The sequence below is a fragment of the Peribacillus sp. Bi96 genome, from assembly GCF_918698115.1.
GTDB lineage: Bacteria > Bacillota > Bacilli > Bacillales > DSM-1321 > Peribacillus.
On the sequence record NZ_CAKKLV010000011.1, the window covers coordinates 55,227 to 71,727 of the forward strand.

The window sequence follows — 16,501 nt, forward strand, 5'->3', positions numbered from 1 at the left end:
ATGAAGATTTATACACGTACAGGAGATAAGGGACAAACAAGCGTAATTGGAGGCCGGCTTGACAAGGATGACATCCGGGTCGAATCTTATGGAACAGTGGATGAAGTCAATAGTTATATCGGTCTTGCGGTGACTGAATTGGATGAAGCGATATTTAAGGATGTATTGGCCGATTTAGAGAAAATCCAGCATGAGTTATTTGACTGTGGCGGTGATTTGGCAACGGTTTCCGAGAAAGCCCCGCAAAAGCTGACGGATGAGGCCATTACCTATTTGGAAGAACGTATTGACGCTTTCATAGTTGAAGCGCCGGAACTGGAGAAGTTTATCCTGCCAGGGGGTTCAAAAGCGGCAGCAACGATTCATATTGCCCGTACGGTTACCAGAAGGGCAGAACGATTGGTCGTTTCATTGATCAAATCGGGTGCAGCCGTATCACCATTATCGCTTCAATATTTAAATCGCCTGTCCGATTACTTCTTTGCAGTAGCACGTGTGATCAACTTCCGACTTGGTGTGAAGGATGTGGAATATATCCGCAGCGCAAACGTATTCCGTGGAGGGAAAAGAAAGGAAAAAGAGTAACATGGATGTAAGAAAAATCAGTGCAATTGCTTTATTCATTGCCTTATCTGCTGTTGGGGCCATGATCAAAATCCCATCCCCGATCGGCAGTATCGCTTTAGACAGTTTTCCGGCCCTTTTGGCGGCTGTCATACTTGGCCCTGTACCCGGTGCGATTGTAGCCGGGCTCGGTCATATCATTTCAGCGTTCATCGGCGGCATGACTTTAGGGCCCTTCCATTTTTTGATCATGGTCGAAATGGCAGTGCTCGTTTGGATGTTCGGCGTTTTATATGTACACGGAAAGAAAATGGGCGCATTCTTCCTCTTCTTTATCGGTAATGCCTTCATTTTAGCCCTGCCTTTCGTATTTTTGATCAGCCCTGGATTTTACACAGTGCTGGTTCCGGGGTTAACGGCGGCAACAGCAGTGAATGTAGCATTGGCAGCATTGTTAATGCCACGCTTGGCTCCTGTTTTGAAAAAAATGATTCATAAAGATGGTCTTGTAGAATGAGTGATTCATTGATTCTACCGTTTTCCGAAGCAGAATCATTAATTGTTTCGAGTGATAATAGTGGCGGAATCGGACTGAAGGAAAAGGATCTTGTCCAGGTCCCTTATGAGGTCGTTGGCTATTACTCTTTTCGGGTTGCCGTCATGGAATGCATGGGTGTTGGCGGAAGGCCAATATCGGTTGTCCTTCACAATTTCTGCGGTGATGAAGCCTGGAAGGCATTGAGCAGAGGTATCTCGAAGGGATTGAATGAATTGGGAATGGTCCTGCCCATTACAGGAAGCACAGAAAGTAACATGCCGCTTCTTCAATCAGCACTAGGTCTTATGGTTATTGGTAAACGAAGGAATGAACGTGTAATTAAGCAATATCCTTTTCGGAAAATCGCTCTGATCGGCAGGCCGCTCGTTGGGAATGAAGTTATGGAACAACAAGAGAGGGTCGCTCCATTGTCTTTATTTAAAAGCCTTTGTGAGATGGAAGATGTACAGGTACTTCCAGTCGGTTCAAAAGGGATAGCATATGAATGGGAGCAACTGGATCCAAGTGGTGAAGGCGTTCCTGTAAATATAAGTAGTAAAGTGGATATCAAAAAATCTTCTGGACCATCCACTTGCTTCCTTATTGCTTATCCTGTACATCTTGAGGCAGAAATCAGACACCAATCCGGTCTTCTTTTTATGAGGGAATGATCCGACCAGTTCATGAATGAGGTATCGAGTTTAGTTCATAATGAACGGATTCGGTCCCTTTTTTTCATTGAATAATCCTTACTTTGTATGGATAAGTTTATATTGTAAAATAGTATTTTGAGTTAGTTTATATACATAGAGAGATGCCAAAGATTCAGGGTGATGTCTAGTTTATTTGGATTGAGCATTAACGATAGTTTGTTATTATACGCTCGTTATCATAGCCAAAGTGAAAGGCATCCAGTTAATGCTGACCTACTTGCATCCGGAATTATCACAGGTATGGATATTCCGGATGTTGCAGATGCTGTTCAGATAGGGGCATCACCCTGCTGGTCTGTTAGGGTGCTTCATTCTTTACATAAGGTTGCGCTAAAGGTTTAATAAAGATGGACAAAATCAATCAGCCTGCATCCATTATCTAGATCATCGGTGTTGGCGAATACATGGCTAGTCGAACTACATCCATTCATATTTCACCGATTCTCGCTGGCTCGTTGCTGCCGTGACTTGTGTGCCTACTGGTTTAAGCTACTGTAGCAATGATAAGTATTATGCAGAAGCCAATTTCTTCTGTATCAGGTGTTAATATTGAGAATTGGTGGTCCTTGTAATCGGTTTCAGGTTCATTAATTCTATCCTGCGTAAATGATGCAGGATTTTGGATGATTAAATTTTACTTTAACAGTTTTACAAACGTTAAAATCTTGGACGGTTATGGAAACGATAATATCAGTCGTTTCACTATCCTAATCTTACTATTGAATTCAATTGTTTAAGAGAAAGGAGCATGATGTAAGTATGAGACATTCAGGTTATATGATGGGGATCGATATTGGTACGACGAGTACGAAGGTCGTTCTTTTTTCAAAAGGAGGGGAGGTTGTACAATCTTGTTCGAAGGGATATCCTCTTCACAGTCCAACTCCTTCCGTTGCGGAACAAGATCCCGAAGAAATTTATAAAGCTGTCATTATTGCAATTGGCGAAGTTATGATTACAAGCGGAATAGAAAAAGATGAACTTGGTTTCATATCGTTCAGTTCAGCGATGCATAGCTTGATCGCCATGGGGAAAGACGGTAATACGCTAACGAATAGCATTACATGGGCAGATAATCGTAGTGTAGCCTATGCGGAGAAATTGAAGGCTTCAGAACAGGGGATGCGACTGTATCACAGGACGGGAACTCCCATTCACCCGATGTCCCCAATCACAAAAGTAATGTGGTTAAGAAATGAGCATCCAGGGATTTTTAACGAAACCGACAAATTCATAGGAATCAAAGAATACATCATCTATAAACTTTTCAATGAGTATGTGATGGATTATTCACTCGCTTCTGCAACGGGCATGTTCAATTTGAATGAATTGAAGTGGGATGAAGAAGCACTTGCCATTGCTGGAATTGGGGCAGATAAGCTGCCAACACTTGTTCCAACAACCCATATCCTCTCTGGATTAAGTCCGGAATTAGCGGCAAAAATGAACATTCAGCCAGGTACCCCGTTTGTTATTGGTGCGAGTGATGGTGTGCTTGCGAACTTAGGGCAAAACGCCATCAAGCCAGGTGTTTTGGCAGTGACAATCGGAACGAGCGGTGCGGTTCGAACCGTCAGTGACCGACCGCTTACAGATCCGAAAGGCAGGACATTCTGTTATGCCCTTACGGAGAATCATTGGGTAATCGGAGGACCGGTCAATAATGGGGGAATCACCTTCCGATGGGCAAGGGACCAATTAGGCCGTGTTGAAATTGAAAAAGCGAAGGCTTCGGGACAAGACTCATATGAGATATTGACGGACATGGCTTCAAATATTGCCCCTGGCTCCGACGGATTGATATTTCACCCGTATATGGCTGGGGAACGAGCGCCATTATGGAGTGCCGATGCAAGAGGCTCCTTCTTTGGACTGGCTCTTCATCACACTCGTGACCATATGGTCAGAGCAGTACTTGAAGGTGTGATGTATAACTTGTACAGTGTTCTCCTTGCTGTAAGAGAGCTGACAGGTACTCCCGAGAAAATTCATGCAAGCGGTGGGTTTGTCCGCTCGAAGCTATGGCGTCAAATCATGGCCGATGTATTTAATCAGAACGTGACAATTCCTGAAAGCTTTGAAAGTTCAAGCTTAGGTGCTGCCGTTCTTGGGTTATACGCTTTAGGGGAAATCGAAAGCCTCGATGAGGTTGAAGGCATGATTGGTGCTACAAATGAGCTTGTTCCAATCGAGCAGAACGTTAAAGTGTATGAGGAATTAATGTCGATTTATTTATCCGTAAGCCGCCAATTGGAAGGCGACTATAAGAGGATCGCTGATTTTCAAAGACGTCATTTAGAATAATTTGATGGAAAGCACAGATGCGCAGGCACTGTGCTTTCTTTTTCCCTATATTTAAAAATGGTAAGATGGAAAAAAAGCAAAGGGGAATGTTAAGATGGGAGCCAGTAAAACGAATGCAATGCGAATTCTTGATAACAAACGTATTGAGTATGGCATGATGAGCTATGATGCCAACGATGGAAAAATCGACGGGATCACTGTTGCGGACAAAATTGGAAAAGCGCAAGAAACCGTTTTTAAAACGCTTGTTACCCATAGCGGGCCGCAGCAGCTATATGTATTTGTCATTCCTGTAGCCACTGAACTGGATTTGAAAAAAGCAGCGAAGGCGGCAGGGGCAAAAAAAGTTGAAATGCTTGCTGTTAAAGATCTACAAAAATACACAGGGTATATACGGGGAGGCTGCTCACCGATCGGTATGAAAAAGCAATACCCGACCTTTATCGACGAAAGTGCATCAAGGCTGCCGGAAATCATCGTAAGCGGTGGGAGGATCGGGACACAGATTGTCTTAAAGCCCTCGGAATTCCTAGAGGTCACACAAGCCGATGCAGTGGCCCTTATAAAATAATCGTTTCCACCCTTAGGCATTCACCTATTTGTTTTTTTCTGCATACGCTGTCTTGAAGATCACATCTTTATTGTGAGGGAGAGTGTGAAAGTGACTGGAAAAGTGATGCACTATTTCGCTGGAGGCAATACGGCTAAAGGTTTTTATAGTTTATATGATTCCAATTTAGCAGGTTTGGAAAGACTATTCATTTTAAAAGGCGGACCTGGTTCGGGCAAATCAACCATTATGAAAAAAATCGGCCAAGAATGGCTGGATAAAGACTATGACATTGAGTTTTTACATTGCTCGTCCGATAATGATTCCATTGATGGAGTAATCATACCGGCTTTGAAAATCGGACTTGTGGATGGGACAGCGCCGCATGTGATTGAACCTAAGGCGCCAGGGGCCATTGAGGAGTATGTCAATCTAGGGGCTGCCTGGAATTCTCAGCAGCTGGCTTCTGAAAGGGCGACTATCATAAGGCTGACGAATGCGAGAAGCAAGAGTTTTGAGAAGGCCTATTCCCTTTTCGCTGAGGCATTAAGGATACACGATGAATGGGAAGATATTTATAAGGCAAACATAGATTTCGCTAAATTGAATGGGTTGACCAATAAATTGATAGAAGGATTTTATAGAGATATCGTCCTTAACAAGAAGGCTGATGTTCGCCACCGTTTTTTAGGTGCTGCCACACCGAAGGGAGCGGTTGATTTCATTCCCAATATCACGGAGGGTGTACAAAAACGCTACTTTTTAAAGGGCCGTCCGGGTTCAGGTAAATCAACGATGCTGAAGAAGATTGCAAAGGCTGCAGAGCAAAGAGGCTTTGATGTGGAAGTGTATCATTGCGGTTTTGATCCGCATAGCTTGGACATGGTAATCGTCCGGGAGGTAGGAATCGCCATTTTTGACAGCACATCACCACATGAATATTTCCCAAGTTGTGAAGGTGATGAAATCATTGATATATATAAAACAGCCATCCTGCCAGGAACAGATGAAATTTATGCCGATCAGATAAAGGATGTTTCCTCCAGGTACAGGGATAAAATGAATGAAGCGACAGCAAATCTGGTTAAAGCAAAAGATGCGCATGACGAACTCGAAAAGATTTATGTAAAAGCAATGGATTTTACAGCCATCGATGACATTCAAAGTGACATCAACGAACAAATTATTGAACGGTCACAGGCAGTTGATAGCCAAACCATTCTACATTAAGACAAAACTGCACCTATCTCAATTAGGTGCAGTTTATTTATATACATAATTGGAGCTTTTACATGACTGAATTCACACCAAGGAATATATCCAAGTTTGTAAAACGTGTTTATCCAGTCTCTTTCGGTTAAAATAGGAATTATATTGAAAAAAGGAGCGGGTTGAATTGATAAAGACGATAGCGATTGATATGGACGGAACATTGTTAAACAAAGTGCAAAAGGTCAGTGAGGCAAATAAAGACGCAATACAAAGGGCTCAAAGAGAGGGCGTGGAAGTGATCATTGCTACTGGAAGATCCTACGTGGAAGCTAGGTTTGCATTAGATGAAGCAGGCATCGTTTGCCCTGTCATCTCAGTAAATGGTGCTGCCCTTTTCACGGAGGACGGAAAGATTGCCACTTCCAATCCGATGTCAGTTGGGACTGCTAGCATGGTTGCTAAATTACTCGAAGAACGAGGAGTTTATTTCGAAATTTATACGAGTCAGGGAATCTATTCTAAAAACTATGAAAACGCCATATCTGCTTTGGTGGATGTATTTGTTACAGCCAATCCGGACGTTGACCCTGAGAGGATGAGGAAATTTGCAGAGGAGCGTTTACAGCTTGGACAAGTTACGTCCATTTCCGATTATTCCGAGTTATTCAGCCATTCTAATGTGGAATATTATAAAATTCTCAGCTTTTCAAAGGATTTAAGTTTATTGAATCAAATTTCTTCTGAATTAAATGAGGAGGATGGAATTACAGTCACCTCATCAGGACGTGAAAATGTGGAAATCATGAGTGGGGCGGCTCAAAAAGGTACGGCACTTGAAACATATGTGAATGAAAAATCCGGCTCGATGCAGGAAACGATGGCTATTGGGGATAATTATAATGATGTATCCATGTTTGAACGAGTAGGTTTGTCTGTCGCGATGGGAAATGCACCGCTCGATATTCAAAAAATGTGTGATGAAGTAACAGGCAAGAATGATGAATCCGGTGTTGCGGAGGCCATTTTAAAGGTACTTAAACAGTCAGCCTATTAAACTCATGAATCGAAAGGGGAAAAGCTTTTGAAAAGATGGATCTTATTTTTCCTTATGACTACATTTACTTTAATTGGGTGTAACATGAATGAAAAGGACGGTAATACCAAGTCTAAGCCTGATAAAGAAGTGACGGGCACTTTAGGACAAGATCCGGATGTTCTGGTAACGAACCTGCATGCACCATGGTCGATTCAGAAAAATGGGGGCACGATGTATGTGTCAGAGCGGACAGGAACTATCGTAGAATGGGACAAGGGTAAGATGACAAGGCAAAAGGTCAACCTTAAAAAGCCATTGTCGGCAAAAGCGGAAGCTGGGTTGCTTGGATTTTTGTTAGCTCCCGATTTCGCTAAGAGCGGGCAAGCTTTCGCTTATTATACGTATGAAGAAGGTGGCGATTCCATCAACCGAATCGTCCTGCTGCAAAAGGTTGAGGATATGTGGCTGGAGAGGGAAACCTTAATCGACCGAATACCAAGCGGTGATTTCCATCATGGTGGCCGGATCAAGATCGGACCGGATGATAAGCTATATGCTACAACTGGTGATGCAAGAAATTCGGAGATCGCACAAGACATTGAATCTTTAGGCGGGAAGGTTTTGCGCATGAATCTGGATGGCACCGTACCAAAGGATAATCCTTTCAGGAATTCATATGTCTATTCATACGGTCATCGGAATCCACAAGGTCTGGCATGGGATGAAGCGGGACAGATGTATGAAAGTGAGCACGGAGATTCGGCACACGATGAATTAAATAAAATTGAACCAGGTAAGAATTATGGTTGGCCAGTGATACAGGGCGATGAGAAAAAAACGGATATGGTAAATCCATTGATTCATTCCGGTGAAAATACATGGGCCCCTTCTGGAATGGCTTATTTTGACGGGAAGCTTTATTTTGCAGCCTTAAGGGGCGAAGCGCTTAAGAGCTATGATGTAAAGAACGGAAAACTGACTAATATCATTACGGGTTCGGGAAGGATACGTGATGTATTCGTAGATGAAGATTACCTTTATTTTATAAGCAACAATACGGATGGCCGTGGAAACCCTGATGAAAAAGATGATAAACTTTATCGTTTACCACTATCTCGGTTAAAAGGAAATATGCCTTGAATTTATCAAGTCGTGATTTATAATAACTCTCATGTTCCAACTGTTTCGAATAGAAGAACGAAAGGAGCCTTCGCTAAATAGCGGAGGCTTCTTTTGTTTAGGGGCTTGAAGCATCGATCCCTATGTAGCAGCATGGCATCGATTTAATGCCCCAAGCTCACGAGTAAGTCTCGAACTCGAGTAGCGCATGAATTCACGAGTAAGTCTCGAACTCGAGTAGCGCATGAATTCACGAGTAAAAGGGCAAAACTCACGAGTAAACGTCCCAAAACTCACGAGTAAAGGGGCAAAACTCACGAGTAAACGTCCCAAACTCACGAGTAAAAGCGTCAAACTCACGAGTAAAGGCGTCAAATTCACGAGTAAAGGGGCAAAACTCACGAGTAAGCACTCCAAATTCAAGAGTAAGGCTCGAATTCATGAGAAAACGCGTCAAACTTACGAGTAAACACGCGAAACTCACGAGTAAGCACTCCAAATTCACGAGTAAGGCTCGAACTCGAGTAGCGCATGAATTCACGAGTAAAAGGGCAAAACTCACGAGTAAACGTCCCAAACTCACGAGTAAACGCGCGAAACTCACGAGTAAGCACCCCAAATTCACGAGTAAAAGCGTCAAATTCACGGGTAAAAGGGCAAAACTCACGAGTAAGCACCCCAAATTCACGAGTAAGGCTCGAATTCATGAGAAAACGCGTCAAACTTTCAGTAAACGTCCCAAACTCACGAGTAAAAGCGTCAAATTCACGAGTAAAGGCGTCAAACTCACGAGTAAGGCTCGAATTCATGAGTAAAGGCTTCAAACTCACGAGTAAGTCTCGAACTCGAGTAGCGCATGAATTCACGAGTAAAGGCGTCAAATTCACGAGTAAATGTCCGAAACTCGAGTAGCGCATGAATTCACGAGTAAAAGGGCAAAACTCACGAGTAAAAGCGTCAAATTCACGAGTAAAGGCGTCAAACTCACGAGTAGACGCGCGAAACCCACGAGTAAGGCTCGAATTCATGAGTAAAAGCGTCAAATTCACGAATAAACGTCCCAACTCACGAGTAAAAGCGTCAAATTCACGAGTAAATGCCCGAAACTCACGAGTAAGCACACCAAATTCACGAGTAAGGCTCGAATTCATGAGAAAACGCGTCAAACTTTCAGTAAACGTCCCAAACTCACGAGTAAAAGCGTCAAATTCACGAGTAAAAGCCCGAAACTCACGAGTAAGGCTCGAACTCACGAGTAAACGTCCCAAACTCACGAGTAAAAGCATCAAATTTGTTGTGTTAAAGCCGTGGAGATAACGGCAATCTAGTTGTTTTTCTTCATCTGAAGGCTGGACATTTCTAATTTACAGGTGTATAGTTACCTAGGTAACTATAATATAGGAGGAAATACTTTTGTCCTTTCATAATGGTTTTTTTCATCATAACTTACAATTTTCAAGGTCATTTACCAAAAAGTTGAATGAACAATTGGCTAAGGTTGATCTTTTTCATTCCCAGTGGCTGATTGTTTATTATCTGTATCAGTATGGCTGTTCTACGCTTGTTGAAATAAGTACTTATCTAGATGTGGAGAAACCGACGGTAACCCGGACGGTAAACCGTTTGGAAGAACGTGGTTTGATTGAACAAATCCCAGGAAAGGATAAGCGGGAGCGGAGAATACAGTTAACGGAGCCTGGTGTAAGGACTTATCAAGAGGCCAAAAAGGTAGTTGAAGAATTTGAACTTCAATTAATGACCGGTTTGGCTGAAGAGGATCGAGAAGCAACGTTACGAACTTTATTATTTCTAAAGGAAAAATTAAAACAATAGTAAGGAAGAAGGATTGAAATGAATCAAAAACCGAAATTGTGGACGAAAGACTTTCTGATTGTGTCGTCTGCGAACTTTTTTCTATTTTTAACTTTTTATGTCTTGATGGTGACATTGACCATTTACACGATTGATAACTTTCATGCATCGCAAGCACAAGCAGGACTTGCCTCAAGTATCTTTGTCCTCGGGGCCGTGCTTGTTAGACCGATTGCAGGGAAAAAAATTGACAAGATCGGCCGCAGAAAGATGTTGCTGGGATCCTTGGTTTTATTTCTGATTGCGTCCGTTGGTTATTTCCTCGTGAATAGTTTATCCCTCTTATTGATCGATCGACTGATTCACGGATTTGCTTTTGGCCTTGCCACTACGGCAACTGGAACGATTGCTGCAGATATCATTCCGAATGAAAGACGTGGGGAAGGTACAGGTTATTTTGCCATGAGTACAAACTTGGCAATGGCATTCGGTCCGTTTATTGGATTGCTGATCACACAGCATTTTAGTTATTCCATCATTTTTTATGCTGGCTCTTTATTTGCTGCATTTTCTTTAGTCGCATCGCTATTCATGAATGTTCCTGAAGGAGAAAAAGGAAAAGCTTCACCGCAAAAAGGGTTTAAAATCAGTGATTACTTTGAAAAAAGGGCCCTGCCCATTTCCATTTTTATCGGATTTGCCGGATTTACGTATTCGAGCATCTTGTCCTATTTAACATCTTTTGCAAAAGAAATGAATCTAATGGATGCCGCAAGCTTTTTCTTTGTGGTATTTGCTGTATTCCTTTTGGCGTCCCGTCCGTTTACAGGACGAATGTTTGATGTGAAGGGAGAGAATGCAGTTATCTATCCATCGCTCTTCCTATTTGCCGTCGGTATGGTCATCCTCAGTCAATCTCATCATGGAATCACGCTTCTGATTGCCGGTGCCTTTATTGGAGTGGGATATGGTACGTTCCAATCAAGCTGTCAAGCTATTTCCATTAAAGAAGCCCCATCAAATCGGATGGGATTAGCCACATCCACGTTTTTTACAATGTATGATTTTGGGATTGGTGTTGGCCCATTCCTATTGGGATTCCTCATTCCATTTACCGGGTTCAAAGGTTTGTTCATAGGAATGTCGATCTTTGCATTCATTCTTATTGGAATTTATTTCTTGGCACATGGTAAAAAAGCCTCTGTAAGAAAGAAAATGCAAATAGAGGAACGTTTGTCTGCTTAATTTTTTGGATGCCTGTATAAAATCGAAAATTTTGGGGATGCTTATATTATGATTGATTTTCCAAAATATCCCCCTTTTCTCCGCCTGTAATCCACAGGCGTTTTTTTTTATGTCATAAACAAAAAAACCGCCTTATCGGCGGTTTCTTTAAAACTTATAGGTCCATAATCGTTCTTTGCGGATCCAGTCAAGAAAATCAGCGTCCTGATTTTCGAATTTCTTTTTCCATTCGATCACCATTGCCTGCGTTTGCGAACGGTGTGCAGTAAATGCTGCTACCTTTTTTTCTTCGACGGCAGAGATATCATGGATGATGTCAGGGTGCCCTAACTCGTCGATGCAGTTATTGGAGAACGCGACACAATGAAGTTTAGGTCTCTCTTTTTCTTCCATTCTTTCCACAGCCCGAACCACAGCCCGTGCTGTCGCTTCATGGTCTGGATGGACACTGTACCCTGGGTAAAACGTAATGATCAATGAAGGATTCAATTCAATTATGGCATCCGTAAATAATGAAGTCAGCTTTTCATCATCTTCGAATTCTATCGTCTTATCACGCAAACCTAGCATGCGTAAATCTTGGATGCCAATCGCATTCGCTGCATCGATTAATTCCTTTTGGCGAATTTTAGGGAGCGATTCTCTTGTTGCAAATGGTGGATTTCCTAAATTACGTCCCATTTCTCCTAGTGTTAAGCATAAATAGGTAACAGGCGTGCCCGCTTCTCTATGGAGGGCAAGTGTTCCAGAAACCGAAAAGGCTTCATCATCGGGATGTGGGAATATAACGAGTACATGACGTTCTTTTTCCAAGGTATATTTCTCCTTCCGTTCTACTTACAGTGGGGTATTATTATCGGTGAATGGTAGTTATTCATCGTATATCAATCATGTTGTAATCATTCAAAGGGAGTGGGACTGAGTTGCATGGAGACAGCAAGCTTTCCGGAAAAATCAAGACCTGCCAACAGCAGTCTCCCTTGTTCATCCATTTCGAAGTGGTTCACGCCTTCTGCATATACCCAGCCAATATTGAGCTTTAAGCCGATGCGATAAGGTCCATCGCCAACTATCTTCCCGTGTTCATATTGTATTAAAGCATTACGAATATAAGCGCCTGCCGAAAAGAAAGCTTCATCTACATGAGTGGCATAGGCACCATTTGTCGTTTCAAGGTGAAGATATACATCTTGTCCGGCAAAAGAATCAATAGCATTTTGCACCTCTGTACGGTCTATAGGTTTCATTCTATAATTTCCTCCTTAACTGGGCGGCTAGATAAGCTTTTCCTTCTTTCTATTTTACTAAATAAAAGCAAAAAAAGCGAAAAAGGCCGCTCGATTAATTTGAGCGGCCAGTAAATTAGATGTTTTATTTTTGTGTGTGTTGAGCAGCACCATATTTATGGTATGCGCCATGATTGACAGGTCCTACATAGTCATTCATCCTCCAAGAATGGCGAACTGCTTCGGTAATGAAGTCTTTTGAAATATAGATAGCCTCACGTGGACTTTTTCCTTCAGCCAATTGAGCGGCAATGGCTGCTGAAGAAGAACAGCCGGCACCATGTGTATTGGTTGTTTCGATTTTCTCGGATTCAAGAATCTCGAATTCGTTTCCGTCAAATAAAAGGTCGATTGCTTTGTCATGATCGAGCTTATTTCCGCCTTTGATCAAGACATATTTTGCACCAAGTGCATGGATTTTTTCAGCTGCACCCTTCATATCATCGATCGTTTTGATTGGCGCTGTTCCTGCTAACTGAGCAGCCTCGAACAAGTTTGGCGTAACAACAGTTGCGCGTGGGACAAGAAGGTCGCGCAGAGCTATGGCCGTTTCTGGGTGCAATACTTCATCTTCACCTTTACATACCATAACTGGATCGATAACGACTTTGTCCAGTTTCAACTCGTCTATTTTACGGGCAACAAGTTCAATGATTTCTACTGATCCAAGCATTCCCGTTTTCATGGCATCAATGCCGATTGATAGAATCGTTTCGATTTGGGCTTCCAAAACCTCGACAGGTGTGGGGAAAACATTATGAGACCAGCCATTCTTAGGATCCATCGTCACGATTGTCGTTAAAGCGGACATACCGTAAACTCCAAATTCTTGAAATGTCTTTAAATCAGCTTGAAGACCTGCACCGCCGCTGGAATCCGATCCAGCAACTGTCATAGCTCTTTTCATAGTCATTATGTGACCTCCTCAGGAGAATTAGATATCGATATTATCAGCATACCAGGTAATATCCTGTTTTTAGAATATACCAAAATTTCTTTTATGTAAAACTTAGTTTTCACCTTAAAATGATTGCCTTTAGGATGGACATGGCATGGCCTCGTATAAGCTTTTTTTAAAAGTGGATGAATACATGGTATTGAGAATTGAATAGATGGAAATCCTGCTTTTTAGATTGGTTCATCCAAGAAATATGCGCTATTCAATCTTTTAATATGTAAGCAAAGTTTGTGAAAGTGTCATTATTCTCAAAGTTGATTTAAAATATTTAAATATAGTGGATGCTATTTTAAAGGACACAATTATTATACTTTACCGTAGGATGTTGGATTAAACCCCAAAATAGGAAGGGTGAGTCTGATGGAATGGACGATGTTGCTTTTAGCTGGTGGTAAATCAAGCCGTATGGGTGTGAATAAAGCCCTGTTGACAATAGGGGGAGTTGTGAACATTTCAAGAGTTGCCTCCGAGCTGAAAAAGGTGTCGGAAAAAATTCTGGTCATTACAAATACATTTGAAGATTATCGCTTTCTGCAGCTTCCGTTAATATCGGATTTACATAAAGATCAAGGACCTCTTGGCGGATTGCATGCAGGGATGAGCTCCTCGAAAACAGATCTGCAATTCCTGACAGCCTGTGATATGCCCTTTGTGAGTGCAGAAGCCATAAAAGAAATCATTTCTTTTTATGAAACGGATTTCGATGCTGTCATTCCAGAAATAAATGGCAGGATCCAGCCGCTTTTTGCTGTTTATCATAAAAGGTGTCTTCCTGTATTGACAGAGTGTTTAGTAAAGCACGAATTAAAAATGGGTCGGTTTTTGGAAAAGATTTCGGTGAAAATCGTAAAGGAAACGGACTTTATGTTATATCATGAGAATCCTGAACATTTTCAACACCTCTTTTTCAATATGAATACGCGGGAAGATTATCAAGAAGCAGGGTATATTAATCAAACTGAATTATATAAAGGGTGGTAGACATGAATTATCATATTTCAAAAGAGCCTATTGTCATCCAGGAAGTGATAGATAAAGTAATCGAGCGGAATGCAGGTGCCATTACGACCTTTATTGGTACAGTAAGGGAAATGACCAAGGGAAAAAAGACACTTTTCTTAATTTACGAAGCATATGTACCGATGGCTATTAAGAAATTGGAGCAAATTGGATCTGAAATTAAGGAACGTTGGCCTGATGCAGAAACGGCGATCACCCATCGAGTTGGCAAACTTGAAATCACGGATATCGCAGTCGTTATTGCTGTTAGTACGCCACATCGAAATGATGCATATGAAGCAAATAGGTATGCGATTGAAAGAATTAAAGAAATCGTCCCAATTTGGAAAAAAGAACACTGGGAAGATGGGGAGACATGGGTGGGAAACCAGCTGGAAACTGTTCCTTATCCAACAGGAAAACCAATAGAGGTGGATAGCAATGATTAATGTACTTTTATTTGCCCAATTGAAAGATGAGCTAGGCAAAGAGACCATTTCTATAGAAGGAAATGGAATGAGTGTGGCCAAGCTTAAAGGAAAGATGAAGGTGGAATTTGAATTGGAAGGTCTCGAAACCGTGATGACAGCGGTCAATGAAGAATTTGCCGATGATGACACGATTTTATCTGATGGAGATACAGTAGCCTTCATTCCACCTGTCAGTGGAGGCTGAGCAAATCGGTAAGGAGGTTTCAAAGTGACAGAGCGATATTCAAGACAGACCTTATTTTCCCCCATCGGTGAAAGGGGCCAATTAAAAATTCAGAAGAAGCATGTCTTACTTCTAGGGGCAGGGGCTTTGGGGTCTGCAAACGCAGAAGCCCTTACCCGTGCAGGAGTGGGGAAGCTTACTATTGTGGACAGGGATTATGTCGAGACTAGTAATTTACAGCGCCAGCAAATGTATACGGAGCAGGATGTGGCGGAAAAACTGCCAAAGGCTGAAGCGGCAAAGCGCCATTTACTTGATATTAATCATGAAGTGGATGTGAAAGCCGTCATCATGGATGCCACCGCCCAGAATCTTGAACAGATGCTTGGTGATGTTGATTTGATATTGGACGCCACCGATAATTTTGAAACAAGGATGATCATTAATGACCTGTCACAAAAACTTCGTATTCCGTGGATTTATGGGGCATGTGTCGGCAGTGTCGGCATGACCATGACCATCCTGCCAGGTCAGACACCCTGTTTGCACTGTTTACTTAAAACGATCCCCATCCAAGGAATGACCTGTGACACAGGAGGGATCATATCACCAGCTGCAACGATGGTGGTAGCCCATCAAACCGCTGAATCTTTGAAAATACTTGTTGAAGATTGGGAATCGGTTCGACCTGCACTCGTTACATTTGATTTGTGGCGCAATCAGTACCAAACTGTTAAATTAACAAAAGCGAAAAAGAAAGATTGTCTCTCTTGTGGTGAGCAGAGGACATACCCTTTTTTAACTATGGAAAATGCAACGAAAACTGCGGTTCTTTGCGGCAGGGATACTGTACAGGTCAGACCGCCAAAACCTTTGAAACTGCAACTTGAGAAGTTAGCCAAAGATTTGAACGGAAGTGGTTATTTGGTGAAGTTCAATCCATTCCTGCTCTCTTGTGAAAAAGATGGGGAACGTATTGTCATTTTCGAGGATGGCCGGGCATTGATTCACGGTACAAAGGATATGGTTCATGCAAGGGCCACTTACCAAAGTATCCTGGGATAATGAATAGTAAAAAGCGAGGCCGCCGGTTTTGGGGCCTCGCTTTTAGATGAATCCATATAGGGTAAGGGTTAACGGATATTAGTGTGTAACCTCATCTTTATTCTCTTGTTTGGAAGCAACGATGACGACTTTCCCTTCGTCAAGTACTTCCTCGTAACGTTCTGCTTCCATATCCGTAAGACCAAGATTGCTCATGCGATTACGAAGTTCGTCCCCACGTGATTTAAAGAGATTTCCAACCGTATCAAGGAAGCCTTGTTCCTTCATGCCTACATCTTCCGTATTTGTATTCTCGGTAAGGTGCTTCGAACGCGTTTTATCATGGGCAAACAAATATACATCGTCCTTCGTATATCCTGAAGTAACTAAATGATCGATTTTTTCCTTTGCTTGTAAACCGTTTTCTACTACATGTACTTGATACATATAAACTCCTCCTTGAATTT

21 protein-coding genes and 1 pseudogene are annotated in these 16,501 nt (G+C 42.1%); 16 read left to right on the forward strand and 6 right to left on the reverse strand.

All coding sequences use genetic code 11. From position 1 onward, the window contains the following. The 10 genes and pseudogenes from LQ203_RS14820 (at nt 1) to LQ203_RS14865 (ending at nt 8,057) form a co-directional block, all read left to right on the forward strand. Nucleotides 1-585 carry a cob(I)yrinic acid a,c-diamide adenosyltransferase gene (locus LQ203_RS14820; protein WP_230159149.1) on the forward strand — a complete coding sequence of 195 codons (585 nt, stop codon included), beginning with the start codon at nt 1-3 and terminating at the stop codon, nt 583-585. Nucleotide 586: 1 nt separating this feature from the next. Continuing rightward, complete coding sequence (locus LQ203_RS14825; RefSeq protein ID WP_230159150.1) at nt 587-1,081, forward strand: ECF transporter S component; 495 nt, start codon at nt 587-589, stop codon at nt 1,079-1,081. Beyond that, the gene (locus LQ203_RS14830; protein WP_230159151.1) at nt 1,078-1,773 is read left to right on the forward strand and encodes an ATP-binding protein; all 696 of its coding nucleotides are present in this window, start codon (nt 1,078-1,080) and stop codon (nt 1,771-1,773) included. Before LQ203_RS14825 ends, LQ203_RS14830 begins: the two co-directional genes overlap by 4 nt. A 162-nt stretch (nt 1,774-1,935) precedes the next feature. Continuing rightward, nucleotides 1,936-2,157: a hypothetical protein gene (locus LQ203_RS14835; protein ID WP_230159152.1), complete on the forward strand. Its 222-nt coding sequence runs from the start codon at nt 1,936-1,938 to the stop codon at nt 2,155-2,157. A gap of 245 nt (nt 2,158-2,402) precedes the next feature. Continuing rightward, nucleotides 2,403-2,552, forward strand: a pseudogene (locus tag LQ203_RS27670) (permease DsdX); the annotation flags it as partial. Between the two features lie 22 nt (nt 2,553-2,574). Then, the gene (gntK, locus tag LQ203_RS14845; protein WP_230159153.1) at nt 2,575-4,119 is read left to right on the forward strand and encodes a gluconokinase; all 1,545 of its coding nucleotides are present in this window, start codon (nt 2,575-2,577) and stop codon (nt 4,117-4,119) included. A 94-nt stretch (nt 4,120-4,213) separates the two neighbouring features. Next, nucleotides 4,214-4,690: a Cys-tRNA(Pro) deacylase gene (ybaK, locus tag LQ203_RS14850; RefSeq protein WP_230159154.1), complete on the forward strand. Its 477-nt coding sequence runs from the start codon at nt 4,214-4,216 to the stop codon at nt 4,688-4,690. Between the two features lie 90 nt (nt 4,691-4,780). Then, a complete protein-coding gene (locus LQ203_RS14855) occupies nt 4,781-5,899 on the forward strand; it encodes a PRK06851 family protein (protein ID WP_230159155.1) in 1,119 nt (372 codons plus the stop codon). Between the two features lie 166 nt (nt 5,900-6,065). Continuing rightward, complete coding sequence (locus tag LQ203_RS14860) at nt 6,066-6,935, forward strand: Cof-type HAD-IIB family hydrolase (RefSeq protein WP_230159156.1); 870 nt, start codon at nt 6,066-6,068, stop codon at nt 6,933-6,935. Between the two features lie 27 nt (nt 6,936-6,962). Further along, nucleotides 6,963-8,057: a sorbosone dehydrogenase family protein gene (locus LQ203_RS14865; RefSeq protein WP_230159157.1), complete on the forward strand. Its 1,095-nt coding sequence runs from the start codon at nt 6,963-6,965 to the stop codon at nt 8,055-8,057. 120 nt (nt 8,058-8,177) lie between these two features. Here LQ203_RS14865 and LQ203_RS14870 read toward each other — a convergent pair whose 3' ends face one another. Beyond that, the gene (locus LQ203_RS14870) at nt 8,178-8,438 is read right to left on the reverse strand and encodes a hypothetical protein (RefSeq protein WP_230159158.1); all 261 of its coding nucleotides are present in this window, start codon (nt 8,436-8,438) and stop codon (nt 8,178-8,180) included. Nucleotides 8,439-8,455: 17 nt separating this feature from the next. Continuing rightward, the gene (locus LQ203_RS14875; protein WP_230159159.1) at nt 8,456-9,310 is read right to left on the reverse strand and encodes a hypothetical protein; all 855 of its coding nucleotides are present in this window, start codon (nt 9,308-9,310) and stop codon (nt 8,456-8,458) included. Nucleotides 9,311-9,449: 139 nt separating this feature from the next. Between LQ203_RS14875 and LQ203_RS14880 the strand changes: the two genes are divergently transcribed. Further along, on the forward strand, nt 9,450-9,869 hold the full coding sequence (locus LQ203_RS14880) for a MarR family transcriptional regulator (RefSeq protein WP_230159160.1): 420 nt from the start codon (nt 9,450-9,452) through the stop codon (nt 9,867-9,869). A gap of 18 nt (nt 9,870-9,887) precedes the next feature. Next, entirely contained in the window at nt 9,888-11,093 is a 1,206-nt protein-coding gene (locus LQ203_RS14885) for an MFS transporter (protein WP_230159161.1), read from the forward strand. Nucleotides 11,094-11,240: 147 nt separating this feature from the next. Here LQ203_RS14885 and bshB2 read toward each other — a convergent pair whose 3' ends face one another. From bshB2 to pdxK, 3 genes are all read right to left on the reverse strand, one after another. Continuing rightward, complete coding sequence (bshB2, locus tag LQ203_RS14890) at nt 11,241-11,906, reverse strand: bacillithiol biosynthesis deacetylase BshB2 (RefSeq protein ID WP_230159162.1); 666 nt, start codon at nt 11,904-11,906, stop codon at nt 11,241-11,243. Nucleotides 11,907-11,992: 86 nt separating this feature from the next. After that, nucleotides 11,993-12,340, reverse strand: a complete 348-nt coding sequence (locus LQ203_RS14895) for a YojF family protein (protein ID WP_096339115.1) — start codon at nt 12,338-12,340, stop codon at nt 11,993-11,995. A gap of 124 nt (nt 12,341-12,464) precedes the next feature. Continuing rightward, entirely contained in the window at nt 12,465-13,292 is an 828-nt protein-coding gene (gene pdxK / locus LQ203_RS14900; RefSeq protein ID WP_230159163.1) for a pyridoxine/pyridoxal/pyridoxamine kinase, read from the reverse strand. 405 nt (nt 13,293-13,697) lie between these two features. Between pdxK and LQ203_RS14905 the strand changes: the two genes are divergently transcribed. The 4 genes from LQ203_RS14905 to LQ203_RS14920 are packed head-to-tail and all read left to right on the forward strand — an operon-like array spanning nt 13,698 to nt 16,055. Further along, a complete protein-coding gene (locus LQ203_RS14905; protein WP_230159164.1) occupies nt 13,698-14,318 on the forward strand; it encodes a molybdenum cofactor guanylyltransferase in 621 nt (206 codons plus the stop codon). A 2-nt stretch (nt 14,319-14,320) separates the two neighbouring features. Beyond that, entirely contained in the window at nt 14,321-14,785 is a 465-nt protein-coding gene (locus LQ203_RS14910) for a molybdenum cofactor biosynthesis protein MoaE (RefSeq protein ID WP_230159165.1), read from the forward strand. Continuing rightward, nucleotides 14,778-15,011 carry a molybdopterin converting factor subunit 1 gene (gene moaD, locus LQ203_RS14915; RefSeq protein ID WP_230159166.1) on the forward strand — a complete coding sequence of 78 codons (234 nt, stop codon included), beginning with the start codon at nt 14,778-14,780 and terminating at the stop codon, nt 15,009-15,011. Before LQ203_RS14910 ends, moaD begins: the two co-directional genes overlap by 8 nt. Before the next feature lie 24 nt (nt 15,012-15,035). Further along, complete coding sequence (locus tag LQ203_RS14920; RefSeq protein WP_230159167.1) at nt 15,036-16,055, forward strand: MoeB/ThiF family adenylyltransferase; 1,020 nt, start codon at nt 15,036-15,038, stop codon at nt 16,053-16,055. A 78-nt stretch (nt 16,056-16,133) separates the two neighbouring features. Here LQ203_RS14920 and LQ203_RS14925 read toward each other — a convergent pair whose 3' ends face one another. Then, the gene (locus tag LQ203_RS14925; protein ID WP_230159168.1) at nt 16,134-16,481 is read right to left on the reverse strand and encodes a general stress protein; all 348 of its coding nucleotides are present in this window, start codon (nt 16,479-16,481) and stop codon (nt 16,134-16,136) included. Nucleotides 16,482-16,501 lie beyond the last annotated feature (20 nt).